This is a genomic window from Hymenobacter metallicola (assembly GCF_004745645.1).
In the GTDB taxonomy this organism is placed as follows: domain Bacteria; phylum Bacteroidota; class Bacteroidia; order Cytophagales; family Hymenobacteraceae; genus Hymenobacter; species Hymenobacter metallicola.
Genome location: NZ_SRMB01000004.1, coordinates 182,486 through 199,638, shown reverse-complemented (window position 1 = coordinate 199,638; position 17,153 = coordinate 182,486). Strand labels below are relative to the sequence as shown.

Below are 17,153 nucleotides of genomic sequence, written 5' to 3'. Positions count from 1 at the left end.
ACCCACGCCGCTTGATGCGCGGAATTTGAAAAAGGAGGGGAGTTTTGTTCTATCGGAGTATCGTGTTGTCAAAGGTCAGGGCCACGTAGTAGAGGCCGCCGATGGTGGGGCCGGCCGCGTACTGCACGTAGCGGTTGTTGAGCAGGTTGGTGCCGCCCACTTTGATGGTCGATTTCAGGTTGGGCAGGCGCACGTTGACCTGGGCGTCCACGGTCTGGTAGGCCGGAATCCGGCCGTTGGCCAGCTGGCTTTCCCAGAGGAAGGCGTTCTGGCGGCGCCACACCACGTTGAAGCCCACGTTGCGCACGATTTCGCGGTTGCCGAAGCTCACGTTGGTCACCCACTTGGGCGTGTTGAAGCCCGTCACGAACACGTCGGCCTGCTCGTTGCTGGCCAGGGCGTTGTAGTTCACGTTGCCCGACACGGTGTACTTCTGGTAGAAATTATACGTCATGCCCAGGGCCGAGCCGTAGCTGCGGTAGGTGTTGCGGGCGTTGGTGTACACGCGGTACCGGTCCTGCCGGGCGCGCACCAGCATGTCCTGCACCGAGGCGTCGGTGCCGACCGGGCCCGACTTGGGCACGGCCACTTCCACCTGACCCAGGAAGCCGGTGTACTCGTTGTAATAGGCGTCCAGGTCGAGGGCTAGGCGGTTGTCGAGCAGCACGCTCTTGTAGCCCACCTCGTAGGCGTTGATTTGCTCGGGCTGCATGGTAGGCAGGTTGGCCACCTGCAGTACCGCCCGGTTTTTCAGCGCGGCCCGGGCCTGCTTCTCGGCCGTCGTGCCGGTAGGGTCGGCGGCTACGTCGCGGTTCACGGCGGCGGTGAAGTTGTCGAGCGAGGCCAGGGTGTAGGAGTTTTCCAGGAAGCCCAGCCCGTCGTTGACCCGGCCCAGGCCGCCCACGCGGCGCACCGACCCGTTATTCACGAAGCTCAGGGCCTCAAACAAAGCCGGGAAGCGCCAGCCGTTTTGGTAGGAAGCGCGCAGGTTGTGTTTCTCCGCAATGGTGTAGACGGCCGCCACCCGTGGGTTGAGCTTGGGGCTGAACTCGGGGTTGTAGTCCACCCGCAAGGAGGCGTTCAGCTTGAGCCGGTCGTTCAGGAGCAGCTTGGTGGCCTGCCCGAAGGCCCCGACTTTCTTATAGTACTGGTTGTTGCCGCCGGGCGTGGTGCGGTCGGCCAGGGGCTTGCTGAAGTCCACGAAGTTATTGCCGTCGGGGATGACCTCGTACACCCGCGCGTCGGCGCCGAGCAGCACGTCGACCCACTCCACGCGCTTGCCCAGATTCCACTGAGCTTCGCTGTGGTAGGTGCGGCTGCGCTGCCAGAGGGCCGCCCCGCCGGTTCTGGGCGCGCCGGCCACGTTCACTTCGATGTCCCAGTTGTTGATGCCGGTAATGATGTTTTTGAGTTGCTCGAAGGCATCGGTGCCGGGCTCGGCGCGGCCCTGGTCGGCGAAGGCGCGGGCCAGCTTCATGGCCTCCGGCAGGGCCACGCCGGCATCCACTTGCTTTTGCAGCTCGGTGCGGAATTTGCCGCCCCAGGCGCTGTTCGAGCCGTTATTGAGGTCCAGGTTCGTGGCCAGCGGGTTGAGGTTGTAGGAGTCGCCGGTGTTTTCCACGAGCACGTAGCCCCGGGCCACGAAGTCACTGCCGCGCAGCTCCAGCTTGTGGCTTTGCACGGTCACGTTTTTGAGCTGAATCTTGTTGCCGCGCTGAAAGATGCCATCCATCAAGCCATAGCGGTAGCCGTACGACAGCTCGGCCCGGTCGGTGAGCTTGTAGTGCAGGCTGCCGTCGAACTTGAGGTTGCGCACCGTGGGATTAATCAGGTCCTTCTCGTAGTAGCCCGTGCGGCGCACGTTGAAGGTTTCGGTCTTGCCGTTGTAGGTAATAGGTACCGACACGTTGCCGCTGCGGTCGTCGCCGTAGCGGTTCCAGAGGTCGGCGGCGGGGTTATTGTCGCCGCTGAGCTCGGGGAAGCGGGGGTTGGCCGCGTTCAGGTTCTGGGGGTTCTGGTCGGTCTGGGTGTCGGAAAGCCAGTCGGTGCCCTGCAAATAGGAGCCGTTGACCTTGTAGGCCCACTGCTGGCGCTTGCCAAACACCTGGGCCCAGCGCACCGCCGACTCGGTTAGCAGGCTGGGGTCGTAGTCTTTGCCATCCACGTGGTTGACGCCCAGCTTCTGGTACACGCTCAGGCCCTGGTACACGAAGGGGCTCTTGGTCGTCAGGTTGGCCATGCCGTTGATGGCGTTCATGCCGTAAAGGGCTGAGGCGGCACCGGGCGTGATTTCCACGCTGGCAATGTCCAGTTCAGTCGGTCCAATGGCGTTGCCCAGCGGCACGCCCAGCGTGGCCGCCTGCATGTCGACGCCGTCGACGAGCTGCATGAAGCGGAAGTTGTTGGGGATGTTGAAGCCCCGGGTGTTGGGCACCTTAAACGTGAGGCTGGAAGTCGTCATCTGCACGCCCTTCACGTTTTCCAGCGCGTCGTAGAAGCTCGGGGCCGGGGTTTCTTTGATGGCGCGGATGTCGAGCTTTTCAATGGCCACCGGCGACTTCAGCCGGCTTTCCTCCACCCGGGAGGCCGATACGACCACCTCATTGGTGAGCAACGCCCGGCTCTCCAGAGCTACCGACACCAGGTTCGTCGCATTCACGATTTCCACCTCCTTGGCCTCGTAGCCCAGCATGTTGAAGACGAGCGTGAAGGGAAACTTGAGCTTGGCTTTGAGGGCAAACTTGCCGCTGGCGTCACTGAGCGTGCCAATCGAGCCGTTCTTGACGCTGATGCTCACGCCGGGCAAGGGCTGCTGGCTGCCATTCTCGCGCACCACGCCGCTGATGGCAATGATGTCGTCCTGGGCCAGGGCCGGGGCCACGCTGGCCACGGCCAGCAGCGGGGTAAGTAAAGAAGCAGTAACTATTTTTCTCATGATCAACGGAGTAGGGTTTGGTAGGGATGGGTCGGGCGCAAGCAGTAGAAAGGTTGGGCCGCGCCGGCCGAGTAGCACATTCCGGCAGGCCGCCGAAACGCCGGGTCAGCAGCTACAACATCGCCTCCGCAAAGCCACGGTTTTCATTGATCGGGTATAGTTTGGAGTTTTGGCTGTATCTATTAGTCCGCCATTTCCAGCGTAGCCAAGAAAGCTTGCGGGCTGATGTTCTTGCAGTTAATCAGGGCGGTTAGTATGACAACGACAGCACGCCGGACGTCTCGCTTGGCTCGACAGGACGTTCTGGCGAAGGCTGTCGATTAGTATACATCTTCCAAGTAGCGGCGCTGCTTTTTGAGTATCCGCAGGTAGTCGGCGGCGTCCTCGGCCGAGCAGCCGGCCTGCTGCTGTACTACCTGCTTCAAGGCTTCCTGAATAGCCGAGCCCAGGCGGGCCTTGTCGCCGCAGACGTAGAAGTGGGCCCCATTTTCGAGCCAGCCGTACACGTCGCGGGCTTTTTCGAGCAGGCGGTGCTGCACGTAGATTTTCTCGGCCTGGTCGCGGCTGAAGGCCACGTCGAGGTGGCGCAGGGTGCCGCGCTTGAGGTGCTGAAGCCACTCGGTCTGGTAGAGGAAGTCGGTGGTGAAGTTGGGGTTGCCGAAGAACAGCCAGTTGCGGCCCTCAGCGCCCACCTCGACCCGCTCCTCCACGAAGGCCCGGAAGGGGGCCACGCCGGTGCCCGCGCCCACCATGATGATATCGGTGGCCGCGTCCTGGGGCAGCTTGAAATACTCGTTGCGCTCCACAAAGACGCGAGCGGTGTGGTCGATGTCGAGCCGGTCGGCCAGGTGCGACGAGCACACGCCGTGCTTGGTGCGGCCGTGGGCGGCGTAGCGCACGGCGCCCACCGTCAGGTGCACTTCCTCGGGGTGCACCAGCAGGCTGCTGGCAATAGAGTAGGCCCGGGCCGGCAGGGGCCGCAGCACCGCGGCCAGCTGCCCGGCCGACAGCTCAGCCGGGAATTCGCGGAGCAAATCGGCCACGTCGCGGCCGTAGACGTACTGTTGCAGCTGCGGAATATCGGTTACGATGTCGGCCAGCGCCTTATGCTGCGGGGCCGCGGCGGCGTAGCGTTCCAGCACGTCGCGCGTCAGCACCGACAGTTCCAGCTTCTGGGTCAGAGCCGTGCCCAGCTCAAAGTCCACGCCCGAGAGCTGAATCGTAGTGGCACCATCGAGGTGGGCCGCCTGAAGTACTTCTTCGACCAGGGCCTCACCGTTGCGCGGCACTACCGACAGCGCGTCGCCCGGCTCGTAGTGCAGGCCCGAATCGGCCAGGGACAGCTCGAGGTGGTAGGTTTCCTTGCTTGAGCCGCGCCCGTTGAGCTGAATCTTCTCCAGCACCGTAGCTTCGAAGGGGTTGTGGTGGGAGTACTGCTCCGGCGCCGGGGCCGTTAGGGTTTGCGTTGCCGGAGCGTGCCCATTACCGCCTGACTGGCCGGCCACGGCCTCGGCAGCAATGACGTTCAGCACCCGGTCGGCCCACTGCTGGGCGGTTTCCTGGTAGTCCACGTCGCACTCTACCCGCTCCAGCAGGCGCTGGGCCCCCAGTTCAGCCAGGCGCTCATCAAACTCCCGGCCGGTCTGGCAGAACTGCACGTAGCTTTTATCGCCCAGGGCCAGCACCGAGTAGCGCAGGTCGGGCAGCTTGGGGGCGCGGTTGCTGAGCAAAAACTGGTGCAGCTCCTCGGCTGCCACCGGCGGCTCGCCTTCCCCCTGCGTACTGACCACGAGCAGGAGCTGCTGCTCGGTTTTCAGGGCCCGGGTAGCGTAGTCGTTCACGTCCTGCACCGTCACCTGCACGCCCCGCTGCTTGGCTTTCTCGGCCGTTTGCTGGGCCACCTTCTTGCTGTTGCCGGTCTGGGAGCCGTAGAGAATGGTGAGCTTGGAAGCCGCCGGGGAAGCGGCAGCTTGCGCAGCCGACTGGGCCTGCAGGGCGTTCTGCACCTCACCGCGGCCCGCCGAAGTACGGCCGTAGAAGTAGCCGCTCAGCCAGATCAACTGCTGGTCGGAGAGGCCCGTGGTCAGGCGCTGCAACGTGTTGTCGTCGAGGCCCAGGGGCAGCGTCTGGTCTTGGGAAAGAAGGCTCATGGCTAACAGAAAGGAAATCGGGGGTGGTTGTGGTTGTGCTTTTTCGTCAGGCCACTGCGGCGTAGGCAAGCAAGTCGGCAAACACCGTCGGCACCGCCGCCTCGGCCTTCGCCAGCCGGGCCACTTGGCCGATGATGATGATGGCCGGCGCCCCGATGCCGGCCGCTGCGGCCCGCTCCGGCAGCTGGGCTACCAAGCCGGTCACGAGCTGAGCCGTGGGTAGGGTACCGTTCTGCACAATGGCCGCCGGCGTCTGGCCGTGTCCGTGCTGGCTGAATATCTCCACAATGCGTCCCAGCTGGCTTAGGCCCATCAGGATGACTGTGGTAGTGCGTGAGCGGGCCGCCTCCCTTACTGCCGTCGACAGCTCCCCGGTGGCGGTAGTAGCCGTAACCACTTGGAACCCTTCACTGCTGCCCCGGTGCGTCACGGGGATGCCCACGCTGCCCGCCGCGGCCACGGCGCTGCTGATGCCGGGCACGTATTCGGTGAGTAGGCCGTGCTGCTCGGCATAGAGCATTTCCTCCCGGCCCCGCCCAAACACGAACGGGTCGCCACCCTTGAGGCGCACCACGTGGCCATGCTGCAAGGCATTTTCCACGATAAGGGCGTTTATCTCGTCCTGGGCGTAGCTGCGCATACCGCGACGCTTGCCCACAAAAATCTGCTGGGCCCCGGGCCGCACATACCTCAGCAAGTCGTTGTTGGCCAGCGCATCATAGAGCACCACGTCGGCCTCACCCAGCACCCGCACACCTTTCAGCGTGAAGAGCTCCGGGTCGCCGGGACCCGCGCCAAGCACGGTCAGGCGGGGCAGGGGAGTAGGGAAGTTAGACATTGCTGTAGAGCTCAGAGGTTAGAACGTAGAGCGTAGACTCGTTGTGGGGAAGCGGTCAAAGCCTTTTGACGACCCGCCACGGCGCAGTCTGATCATTTAATGTAGGTGCCTGAACTTTGCTTTGGTCTAAGCTCTGGGTTCTCAGTCCTGAGTTCTCAAATCGTGAAGCCCAGGGGTTCAGGCACGAAGCTGTTCTGCATGGCATCGACCATGCCGGCGGCCAGGGTGTCGCCGCTGAGTTCATCGACCAGGATAAAGGCGCCGGTAGCGCGGTTGTGCTGGTAAGAATCTACCACCAGCGGGCTGGCCGTTTTGAGGCGGATGCCCACGATGTCGTTCAGTTGGGCCGACTCGGTAGCCGCGCGGCCAAACGTGCGCACGTTCACTTTATAAGTAATGGCCGACACCACCGCTTTGACGACGGCCGAGTGGTGCTGCACCAGCAGCTTACGACCGGGCCACAGGGGCCGCTCGTCCATCCAGCAAATCGTGGCTTCAACTTCCTTGGCCACGTGAATCTGGCTGCCGACGGGTACGATGGAGTCGCCGCGGCTGATGTCCACGTCGTCGGTCAGGCGCAGCACCACGGCCTGGGGGGCGGCGGCACTTTCGACTTCCTGCTGGTTTACCTCAATGGCCTCAATGACGGATTCCTGGCCACTGGGCAGAATGTGGACCCGGTCGCCGCGGCGGTATTCTCCGCTCTGAATGCGGCCGGCGTAGCCGCGGTAATCAGGGTAGTCTTCCGTCTGGGGACGAATCACGAACTGCACCTGAAAGCGGGGCTCGGCAATGGACGCTTCCTCAAAAGCCGGCACGCTTTCCAGGTGTTCCAGCAGGCTTGGTCCTTGGTACCAGCTCAGGTTTTTGGAACGGCCCACGATATTGTCGCCCAGCAAAGCGCTGATGGGAATAGCCGTTACGGTCGGCAGCTTGAGCTGGTCGGCCACGGCGGCGTAGTCGGCCACAATCTGGTCAAACACACTTTGCTCGTTGCCCACCAGGTCCATCTTGTTCACGGCCAGCACGAAATGCCGGATACCCACGAGCGAGGCAATCAGCGAGTGGCGGCGGGTTTGCTCCACCACGCCCTGGCGCGCATCGACCAGCACGATGGCCAAATCGGCCGTCGAAGCGCCCGTGACCATATTACGGGTATACTGCACGTGGCCCGGCGCATCGGTGATGATAAACTTGCGGCGCGGCGTAGTAAAGTACTTGTACGCCACGTCGATGGTAATGCCCTGTTCCCGCTCGGCGCGCAGGCCATCGGTCAGCAAGGCCAAATCCACGGTGCCGTGCACGGTCGGCCGGTTTTCCAAAGCCGCCAGCACGTCCAGCGAAACGGAATCAGAATCGTAGAGCAAGCGGCCGATGAGCGTGCTTTTGCCGTCGTCGACGCTGCCGCAGGTGATGAATCGGAGAAGGTCCATTTTTTTAGAGCTGAGAAGTTAGAACTCAGAACTTAGAAGCAGTCGCCGGAACATTCTCAGTTCCGAGCTCTCACTGTTGAGTTCTAGCTTAGAAATACCCGTTGCGTTTGCGGTCTTCCATGCCAGCCTCGGAAATGTTGTCGTCGAGGCGGGTAGCGCCCCGCTCGCTGACTTTGGCGCTGAGCAGGTCGGCAATGATGTCGTCGATGGTGGCCGCGTCGCTTTCCACGGCGGCGGTGCAGGTCGAGTCGCCCACGGTACGGAAGCGCACCTGGCGCTCCACGATTTCGTCGGTTGCGTCGAGGCGCAGGTGCTCGTTGAGGCCCAGAAGCTGGCCGCTGGGCAGCACCACGCAGGTGCGGGGGTGGCCGAAGTAGATGCTGGGCAGGGCAATGTTCTCGCGCTGAATGTAGCGCCACACGTCCAGCTCGGTCCAGTTCGAAATCGGGAATACGCGCACGTTTTCGCCGCGCTGAATCCGGCCGTTGTACACGTTCCAGAGCTCGGGACGCTGGCGCTTGGGGTCCCACTGGCCAAACTCGTCGCGCACGGAGAAGATACGCTCCTTGGCCCGGGCTTTTTCCTCGTCGCGCCGGGCGCCGCCGATGCAGGCGTCGAACTGAAACTCTTCGATGGTTTCGAGCAGGGTATAAGTTTGCAGCGGGTTGCGGCTCGGAAACTTGCCGCCCGGCTCGCGCAGGCGCTGCCGCTTGATGGTATCTTCCACGCTGCGCACAATAAGCTTTTCGCCCAGCTCGGCGGCCAGCGCGTCGCGGAACTGGAGCACTTCGGGGAAATTGTGGCCGGTATCGACGTGCACCAGCGGGAAGGGAAAGCGGCCGGGGCGGAAGGCTTTTTCGGCGAGGCGGGTCAGCACAATCGAGTCTTTACCGCCCGAGAACAGCAGGGCCGGGCGCTCAAACTGGCCCGCAACTTCCCGCAGAATATGAATGGCTTCGGCTTCCAGCCGGTCGAGATAATCAAAGTGGAGGGTACTCATGCTCAGGTAAATCTTAAGTGCCGCGGCAGGCCCGATTGCCCGCTGTTGGATGATTATATGGCCGTTACAAAGTCGAAGCGTTGACTGGCTCTACCACCGGGTCGGGGCCGTTGTGGGTGCTGTGCAGGCCACATTCCTTAGCCGACTGGTCTTCCCACCACCAGCGCCCGGCCCGGAAATCCTCGCCGGGTTTGATGGCCCGTGTGCAGGGCGCGCACCCGATGCTCACGAATCCTTGCTGGTGCAGTGGGTTGAAGGGGATGCTGTGGGCGTGCACAAAGTCCCAGCACTGCTCGAAGGTCCAGTCGAACAAAGGGTGAAACTTGAGGAGCTGGTGGCCGCCGTCCCACTCCACCGCGTGCATGTCCTGGCGGTTGGCCGACTGCTCGGCCCGAATACCGGTAAACCACGCCTGCTGTCCCGCCAGGGCCCGGCGCAGCGGCTCTACCTTGCGAATGCTACAGCATTCCTTGCGGTTTTCCACGCTTTCGTAGAAGCTGTTGGGCCCTTTTTCGAGCAGGAGCTGCTCCACGCTGGCTTGCTGGGGAAAGTAAGGCTCAATGGCCCGGCCGTAGCGCAACAGGGTCTTGTTCCAGGTGGAATAAGTTTCCTGGAAGTTGCGGGCGGTATCCAGCGTGAAGACCTTAATCGGGAGGTTGTGCTCGAAAATCAGGTGGGTGATGATCTGGTCTTCGAGCCCGAAGGAAGTCGAGAAAATGGCCTGGCCTGGAAACTGAGTGGCTATTTCGGCGAGAATTTCCACCGCGGAGCGCCCGGCGAGCTGCTGGCGCAGGCTCGTAACCAGCGCCTCAGAGGCTACTTGCATGATACGAAGAGGATGTGGCTTTCCCGAGAGGAAAAGCCGGCTGGGTGATGCGCCTGAGCACAGAAAAGCTGTGTAAGCTCAGGCAGACTATCCTGCGGTAGTCGGTCGGGGGTTGTGTGGCATCAACTTAGCGGGCTGAGCCTTGGCACGAACAGGAAAACGGGCGTGGCTTGCTAACAACACGGACAGCACATCATGCCACAACATCCATGCTGTAGAGCAGCGGAGGTAGTAGAAAATGTGCGGGCGTTAGACAAGGTTTTCACGGCGTTGTTGTTTTTATATGGTCAGGACTTGGCACCGTTCCGCATTTGCGGATGGTTGCCGGCGCTTCGTTGAGCCTGTCTCTCCACGCCTCTGTATAAAAACAATCCTTTGATGGGTAAAGAATTGATGCGACAAAGGTAATAGTAGGATTTTTATAATTGCAAGTTATAGCGTTAGTAAGAAGTATTGTTGATGTTAATTATTATTTAAGTATCTGTTTATTAGTAATTTATATCACTGTGCATACGGCTGTTAGTATAAACTAACGGTATTACTTAAAGTAATAATGAACATATCATTTGATTATAAATTTTATGCTATTTTCTGAGCTTAAACCGTGTAGGCCCCTCTTTTGCCTGCTGTTCAGCTCACTTGGGACATTAAATTTTCACCGCGCTTTCACAACTCGTTTACCACAATGCGGATGTCGGTATTGCGGCCATGGTCGTCGGCGCAGGAAATCTTGAGCGTGCCGGCCGGGGGGCGAAAAAATACCCGTTCGGTAGCGGCCGCCGTGCGCAGAAACTGGTCGTTTATGTACCACGACACCTGGCGCACTTCATTGTCGGTGGCGCAGCTGAGCAGGAGCTGTTGCTGCTCTCCCTTGTTGAGCACGTACTCCGTATTAGCCGCGGGCGAAGTGATGCTGGGCGCTTTTTCCCTGCCGCCGCTCACCAGCTGGCAACCGGGGTTATGCGGGGGCAGGCGGCGGTACGGAATTCCCTGCGCCTCCTTGAAGGCGGCGACATCGGGCAACAAATTAGGGTACAGCTCGCGCCGGTAACCCGCGGCTGGTGCGCAGGCCCGGCAGTACGCGTACTGGGCATCAGCTGAAAGCAGCACTTCCTTCTGGTGCTGGCAGCGCAAACTCGACGACACGCCCGGTAGAAAATAATCAATAATCTGGTTGGGGCAATGCTCACCCGGCGGCCGGCCCGTTTCGGCGCATACCAGCCGGAAGTCGAGGCTGGCCGGCGGCTGAAACCAGTTGTTAGGGGAGTTGTAGGCTACAGCATTAAACAAATCAAAAAGCAAAGGAGTGGCCACGTCAGACCCTGTTAAAGCCGGACTGCCCTGCCCGCTGAAGTTGCCTACCCATACCCCGATAGTGTATTCCTTATTATAGCCGATGCTCCAGGCGTCGCGGCGGCCGTAGCTGGTGCCGGTTTTCCAGGCCACTTTCGGCAGCCGGATGCTGGTTTCGTAGCCTACGGGCAGGTCGGGCCGGGTGAGCTGGGCCAGGATGTCAGTAATGAGAAAGGCCGAAGCAGTGGAGAAAAGCACGTTGCCCGGCACGGGCTGTTGGTGGTTGGTCCAGCGCAACGGGGCATAGCGGCCGCCATTGGCTAGGGTTACATACATGTTGGAAAGCTCTTCCAGCGTAGCCCCGCAGCCACCCAGAATAGTGCTCAAGCCCAGGTGGGCACTTCTTTGGGCCACGGTTTGAAAGCCGGCAGCTCGCAGCTTGGCGGTGAAGGTAGGCACCCCCAGGTCCGACAGCACCCGCACGGCCGGTATGTTGAGCGAATACGCCAGGGCCCGGTCCAGGGGGACTTCGCCCTGGCAGTGCTTGTCGAAGTTCTCGGGGCGGTAACCACCAAAGTTGGTTGGCACATCGGGCAGCAGTAGCTTGGGGGTTACCAGGCCTTTATCCAGGGCCAGGGCGTAGAGGAAGGGCTTGAGCGTGCTGCCCGGTGAGCGAACTGCCCGTACGCCGTCGTTTTGGCCCTTATTGAGTATGTCCCGAAAATCGGCCGACCCGACGTAGGCTTCCACGGCGCGGGTGCGGTTGTTGAGCACCAGCACGGCCGCATTGGAAATGCCTAATGCATGGAGGCGGCGCACGTAGTTGCGCGTTAGGTCTTCGGCTTTGGCTTGCTTGCTCCGCTGCAAGGTAGAAGCCACAATGGCCTGCCCCGGAAACTGCTGCACCAACCGCCGCGCCAGGTGGGGCGCCAGGGTAGGGGCCGCATGGCGCCGCGCGTCCAGGGGCTCAAGCAAGGCATCGTCGATATCCTGCTGGGCAAACAGGCCTTGCTGGCCAAACCGGCGTAGCCACCGGTTGCGCTCCGCGCGAATGGCCTCGTTGTTACGGCCGAGGACCAAGCCCCGCGGGCGGTTGGGAATAATAGCCAACGTCACGGTCTGGGCCAGGGAAAGGTAATCGGGGGGCTGCTGGAAGTAGAGCAGGGCCGCCGACTTAACTCCCTCAATATTGCCGCCGTAGGGCACCAGATTCAGATAAAGCTGCAGAATCTCGGCTTTACTGTAGTGGGCTTCCAGTTGCAGGGCGCGGGCCATTTCCAGCAGCTTATTCCCAATAGTTCGCTCTTTGGGCTCGAGCAGGCGGGCCACCTGCATGGTAATCGTGCTGGCTCCGGTGGTGCGGCCCGCGCCAAATACATTGCGGCCCGCGGCCTGTACCAGGGCCAGGGGATTGATGCCAAAGTGGTAATAGAAGTACCGGTCTTCCTTCTCAATAATGGTCGTGCGTAGCGCCGGCGTGATTTCGCGCAGCTCCGTTTTCATCCGCCATTTCTGGGTTGGATTCAGAAAGGCGTGCAACACCGAGCCATCGGCCGCCAGCACCAGGGGCGAGTATCGTGGGGGAGCCGGCAGCGGAAACAAGGCATCGAGGCTCCAGGCTAGTCCGCCAAGCACTAGCAGGAAAGTTAGATAACCGGCCGCACGTTTCATTCTTAAAGGACGGGTTCGGGTAAGGATGGATGCTAACGAGCAGATAACGAGACACTCTTTAAATGCAAAGACAAATAAATTATTTGACTTCGGGCACGGGCCTACAAAATTACCATTCAGGATATAATATAAACCATATATAAAGGCGGCGGTTCATTGTGTTTTGCTTATATAATTCGAAGTGCTACGGGCCATTCAGGAAGTCTCCGCCCGCTCACAACTCCTTATAATATCCAGACTACATCCCCCGCCTTAATCAGCACTATAAACCAGGAGAAGCATTCCGTATAGTAGAAGCTGAATGCTTAAGAATATGGCCTTTTTGCTGTGGCATTCGAAAGGGTAACTGCCTTTGGTTGGAATGTTTGGATAATAAAGTGTTAATGATTGTTAGTTTTAATTTGTAAAAAGAGTCACATAAACCTAAATTGGGGTTTCGTTTTCTGTCCTACTTACACCTTTTCTGCATGAAAAAAATCCTATTCATGAGTTTTCTGCTCATGTTGACGTTACTGCAACAGGTAACTGCCCAGACTCGGAGTATCTCCGGCCGGGTAACTGACCGCCAAACCGGTGATGGTATCCCCGGGGTAACTGTCCTGCTGAAGGGCACCAACAATGGGGTATCGACCAATTCGGATGGTACTTTCTCCCTGAGCAATGTTCCCGAGAGCGGAAGCGTACTAGTTTTTAGCTCAGTTGGCTTCGTGCCAGTAGAGCGCTCAGTCGGAGCGGAAAGCCAAATCAACATTGGCCTAGCCACCGACACCAAAGCACTTTCCGAAGTAGTGGTAGTGGGCTATGGCACGCAAAGCAAAACCCTGGTAACGGGTGCCGTAACCTCGGTAGAAGCCCGGCAATTCGAAAACCAGCCCGTAGTTGGTGTTGACCAAGTACTGCAGGGCCGTGCGGCCGGCGTACTGGTAACGCAGAGCTCGGGTACCCCCGGCGGCGGTATTTCCGTTCGAATCCGTGGTAACAACTCTATTTCGGCCGGTAGCGACCCGCTGTATGTTATCGACGGCGTGCCGATCAACACCGGTAGCTACTCCAACATCGGCGTTGGTAACCAGCAGTTGAACGCCCTTTCCGACATTAACCCCAATGACATTGAGTCGATTGAGGTATTGAAGGACGCTTCGGCCGCCGCTATTTATGGCTCGCGCGCAGCCAACGGCGTCGTGCTCGTGACGACCAAGCGCGGCAAGGCTGGCCGTACCAAAGTAAGCTTCGACTATTACACCGGCGTGCAGCAGACTATTAAGCGGCTGGACGTACTCAACGGCCAGGAGTCGCAGGATCTGATCAACGAAGCCCGGGTAAACGTAGGCTTGGCTCCCCGTTACGTGACGGCCAACCCCACTGCGGCCCAGTCGCTGTTCACCGGTGCCAGTACCAACTGGCAGGATGAGATTTTCCGCGACGCGCGGATTTCCAACTACTCGGCTACCGTATCGGGTGGCGACCAGAAAACCCACTTCCTGGTTTCGGGTACGTATTTCGACCAGGAGGGCATCATCATTGGCTCCAAGTTTAACCGCGGCAGCGGCCGTCTGAACCTGGACCACAGCCTCTCCGATAAAGTGAAAGTGGGGACCAACCTCACAATCAGCCGTTCGCTGAGCACGCGTATCAACAACGACAACAACATCTACGGGGTCCTCAGCGGGGCCCTGCTGCTGGGCGCCCAGACGCCGGTCTACAACCCGGACGGCACCTACGGCCGCGACGTTTTCTCGTCGGTGGAAAATCCCGTGGCTTCGGCCGTGGAGCCTACCTTCAATGCGCGTCAGGGACGTATCATCGGTAACTTCTACGCCGAAGTCGAGCCGCTGAAAAACCTGCGTATCCGCAACAACATCGGTATCGACTACCTCAACCTGAAGGAAGACCGTTTCCTGCCCAACACGCTGGTAACTGCTTCGGCCAGCAACGGTGCCGCTGACGCCAACAACCGTTCGGATGCCAACTGGCTTAACGAATTGACGGCTGCCTATTCCACCACGTTCGCCGATGATCATAACGTGTCGGGGCTGATCGGCTTTTCTGCCCAGCGCTCGGTACAGGAGGGCATTCAGGCTTCGGCTACCAACTTCCCCGGCAACAGCGTACAGTCGCTCGTAGCTGGTTCGGTGAAAGTCAACGCTTCGTCGGACGCTACTTCCTGGACGCTGCTCTCGTACCTGGCTCGTCTTAACTACGACTTCCGTGGCAAGTATATTCTGCAAGGCGTGGTTCGTCGCGACGGTTCTTCCCGCTTCGGGGGCAACAACCAGTACGGTTACTTCCCCTCCGTTTCGGGTGCTTGGCGCGTGAGCGAGGAAGCCTTCCTGAAGGACAATGCTATTGTGAGCGAGTTGAAGCTGCGCGCCGGCTATGGCCAGACGGGTAACTTCGACATCGGCAACTTTGCTTCCCGCTCCCTGTTCGGCGTAGGCGTTACGGGTGTGCCCGTAGGCCTGGGCCAAGCTATCCAGGCTAACTACCTGCAGCAGGCTGGTACGGCTCCTCAGCAGCTGGCTAACCCTGACCTGACTTGGGAAAAAACCAACGAACTCAACGCCGGTATTGACGTGGGCTTGTTCGATCGGTTCACTTTCGGTGTAAACCTGTTCCAGCGGAAGACCAACAACCTGCTGCTCAACCGTCAGCTGCCCCTGACCTCGGGCTTCTCGACCATCAGCCAGAACATTGGTTCGCTGGAGAACAAAGGATTGGAAGTTGAATTCAGCTCCGACAATATCAAGTCGGATGACTTCAGCTGGACCACCACGTTCAACATTTCGTTTATCCGCAACAAAGTAACGGCGCTGGTAAACAATGCACCATTCCTGTCGGGCTTCGCCAACCGGGTTGAAGTAGGCCAGCCTCTGGGGGCATTCTATGGCTACGTGGTAGACCGTATTTACCAGAACCAGGACGAAATCAGCGCCGACATTGCCATGGCTCGTCAGAAGACCGGCAACGCCAACGCTTTCTACCAGGGCACCAGCACGACCAACCAGCCCCGCCCCGGCGACATCCGCTTTGTGGATTTGAACGGTGACGGCGTGGTGACGGCCGACGACCAGAAAATCATTGGCTCGGCTCAGCCTAACTACTTCGGTGGTATCAACAACATCCTGAGCTACAAGGGTATTGATCTGAGCTTCTTCTTCCAGTTTCAGCAGGGTAACGAAATTTTCAGCAATACCCGCGCGTTCGGGGAAGGTATGAACAGCCAGTTTGGACAGTTGGGCAGTGTGCGTGACCGGTGGACGCCGACCAACACGGATACCGACATTCCACGGGCTGCTTTCAACGACCCCAACAACAACCGTCGTACTTCCAACCGGTTCTTGGAAGACGGCTCGTACGCTCGTCTGAAAACGGCTACCCTGGGCTACAACCTGCCAAGCGGTATTGTAAAGGCTGCCCGTCTGCAGTCGGCCCGGATCTACGTGTCGGGTCAGAACCTGCTGACGTTCACCAACTACTCGGGTCTGGATCCGGAAATCAACACCTTCAGCGGCAGCAACACGTCCCTGGGTACCGACTTCCTGACGTTCCCGCAGGCGCGCACCTTCCAAGTAGGTGTTAACCTGGGTTTATAATCACCACTGACTTACAAGCACATGCTTTTTCGTAATAAAATCACTGCCTTAGCCCTGCTCGGGTTTCTAAGCTTTGCTGGCACCAGTTGCCAGGATTTCTTGGAGGAGGAACCTCAGAATGCATTGGTCACTGACCAGGTCTTCACCGACTTGGCCGGCGCCAACGCCGCCATCATCGGCACCTATGGCACCTTCACTAGCGCCAACTACTACGGTCTGCGCTACCCGGTTATGGCCGATTTGTCGGCCGACAACCTGGCTCACATTGGTACCTTTCCCAGCTTTGCTGAGATTAAAAACCGCAATATTCAGCCCTCAAACGTTGAGGTGTCGAACATGTGGGCCATTCTGTACCAAGGGGTAAACCGGGCCAATAACGTAATCGAGTACGTACCAGCTATTAGCAGCATTCCGGAAGCTACCCGTAACTCGCTGGTTGCCGAGGCGCGCTTCCTGCGGGCGTACTTTTACTTCGACTTGGTGCGTTACTGGGGGGATGTACCGCTGGTGCTAACGGCTACTAAGCAAGCCGATGCCAGCCTGAACGTGACCCGTACCCCCGTAGCTGAGGTGTATGACCAGATCCAGAAGGACTTGGTAGCCGCCGAAGCTGGTCTACCGGAAACCAACCTGGGCCGTGCTACCAAGTCGGCTGCTATTGCCCTGCAGGCTCGCCTGGCGCTGTACCGCGGGCAGTGGCAGGCCGCTTCCGACCTCTCCGACCGGATCATTGCCAGTAAGCGCTTCACGTTGGTACCCAACTACCGTGACGTATTCGATACGGAGAACTCGACGGAAGCCATTTTCGAGGTTAACTTCGAGAATACCAACCAAAGCCAGTTTGCTTTCTTCTTCTTCCCCACGACCCGGGGCGGCCGCAACGAAGTGAGCCCCACGGGCGGAGGCTCAACCCTGCCAACGGCTTACGAAGCCGGTGACCGGCGCAAAGATGCTTCTATCTCCAACGGTACCTTTTTAGCTGGTGGCCAGACCATTCCAGCCGGGGTAGGCATTAAGTACACGAAGCCCGGTACCGGCGAAGACAACTACCGCGCTATTCGCTACGCGGAAGTGCTGCTGACCAGCGCCGAGGCCAAAGCCCAGCTTTCCAAGCTGCCACAAGCCATCATCGACCTGAATCTGGTTCGGACCCGGGCTGGCCTAGCTGGCACGACGGCCGTAACCAAGGAAGAGTTGCTGCTGGCCATCGAGCGGGAGCGGCGCGTAGAGCTGGCCATGGAAGGCCACCGCTGGTTCGACTTGGCTCGTACGGGTCGGGCGCAAGCGGTTCTGAGCGTTACCGATGCCCGTCGTCTGCTGTTCCCCATTCCGTTCCGGGAAACGGTGAACAACCCCAACCTGAAGCAGAACCCCGGCTACTAAGCCAGAGGACGCTAGCTAAAAAAGCCCCGGC

General features: G+C 59.7%; 9 protein-coding genes and 1 riboswitch. Of the genes, 2 read left to right on the top strand and 7 right to left on the bottom strand.

The window, feature by feature from the left end; genetic code table 11:
* Positions 1 to 49 precede the first annotated feature (49 nt).
* The 7 genes from E5K02_RS19285 to pbpC form a co-directional block, all read right to left on the bottom strand.
* Complete coding sequence (locus tag E5K02_RS19285) at positions 50 to 2,935, bottom strand: TonB-dependent receptor (protein ID WP_135396970.1); 2,886 nt, start codon at positions 2,933 to 2,935, stop codon at positions 50 to 52.
* A 320-nt stretch (positions 2,936 to 3,255) separates the two neighbouring features.
* Positions 3,256 to 5,085, bottom strand: coding sequence for an assimilatory sulfite reductase (NADPH) flavoprotein subunit (locus tag E5K02_RS19280; RefSeq protein ID WP_135396968.1), 1,830 nt, complete (start codon positions 5,083 to 5,085; stop codon positions 3,256 to 3,258).
* A gap of 46 nt (positions 5,086 to 5,131) precedes the next feature.
* On the bottom strand, positions 5,132 to 5,923 hold the full coding sequence (gene cobA, locus E5K02_RS19275; protein ID WP_135396966.1) for a uroporphyrinogen-III C-methyltransferase: 792 nt from the start codon (positions 5,921 to 5,923) through the stop codon (positions 5,132 to 5,134).
* A 155-nt stretch (positions 5,924 to 6,078) separates the two neighbouring features.
* A complete protein-coding gene (locus tag E5K02_RS19270) occupies positions 6,079 to 7,356 on the bottom strand; it encodes a sulfate adenylyltransferase subunit 1 (RefSeq protein WP_135396964.1) in 1,278 nt (425 codons plus the stop codon).
* An 88-nt stretch (positions 7,357 to 7,444) separates the two neighbouring features.
* Positions 7,445 to 8,356 carry a sulfate adenylyltransferase subunit CysD gene (cysD, locus tag E5K02_RS19265; protein WP_135396962.1) on the bottom strand — a complete coding sequence of 304 codons (912 nt, stop codon included), beginning with the start codon at positions 8,354 to 8,356 and terminating at the stop codon, positions 7,445 to 7,447.
* Between the two features lie 64 nt (positions 8,357 to 8,420).
* On the bottom strand, positions 8,421 to 9,182 hold the full coding sequence (locus E5K02_RS19260; RefSeq protein ID WP_135396960.1) for a phosphoadenylyl-sulfate reductase: 762 nt from the start codon (positions 9,180 to 9,182) through the stop codon (positions 8,421 to 8,423).
* 276 nt (positions 9,183 to 9,458) lie between these two features.
* Positions 9,459 to 9,550: riboswitch (SAM riboswitch) on the bottom strand.
* A gap of 298 nt (positions 9,551 to 9,848) precedes the next feature.
* Positions 9,849 to 12,110 (bottom strand): penicillin-binding protein 1C, encoded by a 2,262-nt coding sequence (gene pbpC / locus E5K02_RS19255; protein ID WP_240737363.1) that lies wholly within the window; start codon positions 12,108 to 12,110, stop codon positions 9,849 to 9,851.
* A 503-nt stretch (positions 12,111 to 12,613) separates the two neighbouring features.
* Between pbpC and E5K02_RS19250 the strand changes: the two genes are divergently transcribed.
* Both E5K02_RS19250 and E5K02_RS19245 read left to right on the top strand, forming a co-directional pair.
* Positions 12,614 to 15,739 carry a SusC/RagA family TonB-linked outer membrane protein gene (locus E5K02_RS19250; RefSeq protein ID WP_135396956.1) on the top strand — a complete coding sequence of 1,042 codons (3,126 nt, stop codon included), beginning with the start codon at positions 12,614 to 12,616 and terminating at the stop codon, positions 15,737 to 15,739.
* Positions 15,740 to 15,760: 21 nt separating this feature from the next.
* Positions 15,761 to 17,122 carry a RagB/SusD family nutrient uptake outer membrane protein gene (locus tag E5K02_RS19245; RefSeq protein WP_135396954.1) on the top strand — a complete coding sequence of 454 codons (1,362 nt, stop codon included), beginning with the start codon at positions 15,761 to 15,763 and terminating at the stop codon, positions 17,120 to 17,122.
* Positions 17,123 to 17,153: the final 31 nt, after the last annotated feature.

What these genes read in the sequence shown, in the direction of transcription:
- E5K02_RS19285 (WP_135396970.1), bottom strand. Translation starts at nt 2,935, where the DNA reads ATGAGAAAAATAGTTACTGCTTCTTTACTTACCCCGCTGCTGGCCGTG.
- E5K02_RS19280 (WP_135396968.1), bottom strand. Translation starts at nt 5,085, where the DNA reads ATGAGCCTTCTTTCCCAAGACCAGACGCTGCCCCTGGGCCTCGACGAC.
- cobA (WP_135396966.1), bottom strand. Translation starts at nt 5,923, where the DNA reads ATGTCTAACTTCCCTACTCCCCTGCCCCGCCTGACCGTGCTTGGCGCG.
- E5K02_RS19270 (WP_135396964.1), bottom strand. Translation starts at nt 7,356, where the DNA reads ATGGACCTTCTCCGATTCATCACCTGCGGCAGCGTCGACGACGGCAAA.
- cysD (WP_135396962.1), bottom strand. Translation starts at nt 8,356, where the DNA reads ATGAGTACCCTCCACTTTGATTATCTCGACCGGCTGGAAGCCGAAGCC.
- E5K02_RS19260 (WP_135396960.1), bottom strand. Translation starts at nt 9,182, where the DNA reads ATGCAAGTAGCCTCTGAGGCGCTGGTTACGAGCCTGCGCCAGCAGCTC.
- E5K02_RS19250 (WP_135396956.1), top strand. Translation starts at nt 12,614, where the DNA reads ATGAAAAAAATCCTATTCATGAGTTTTCTGCTCATGTTGACGTTACTG.
- E5K02_RS19245 (WP_135396954.1), top strand. Translation starts at nt 15,761, where the DNA reads ATGCTTTTTCGTAATAAAATCACTGCCTTAGCCCTGCTCGGGTTTCTA.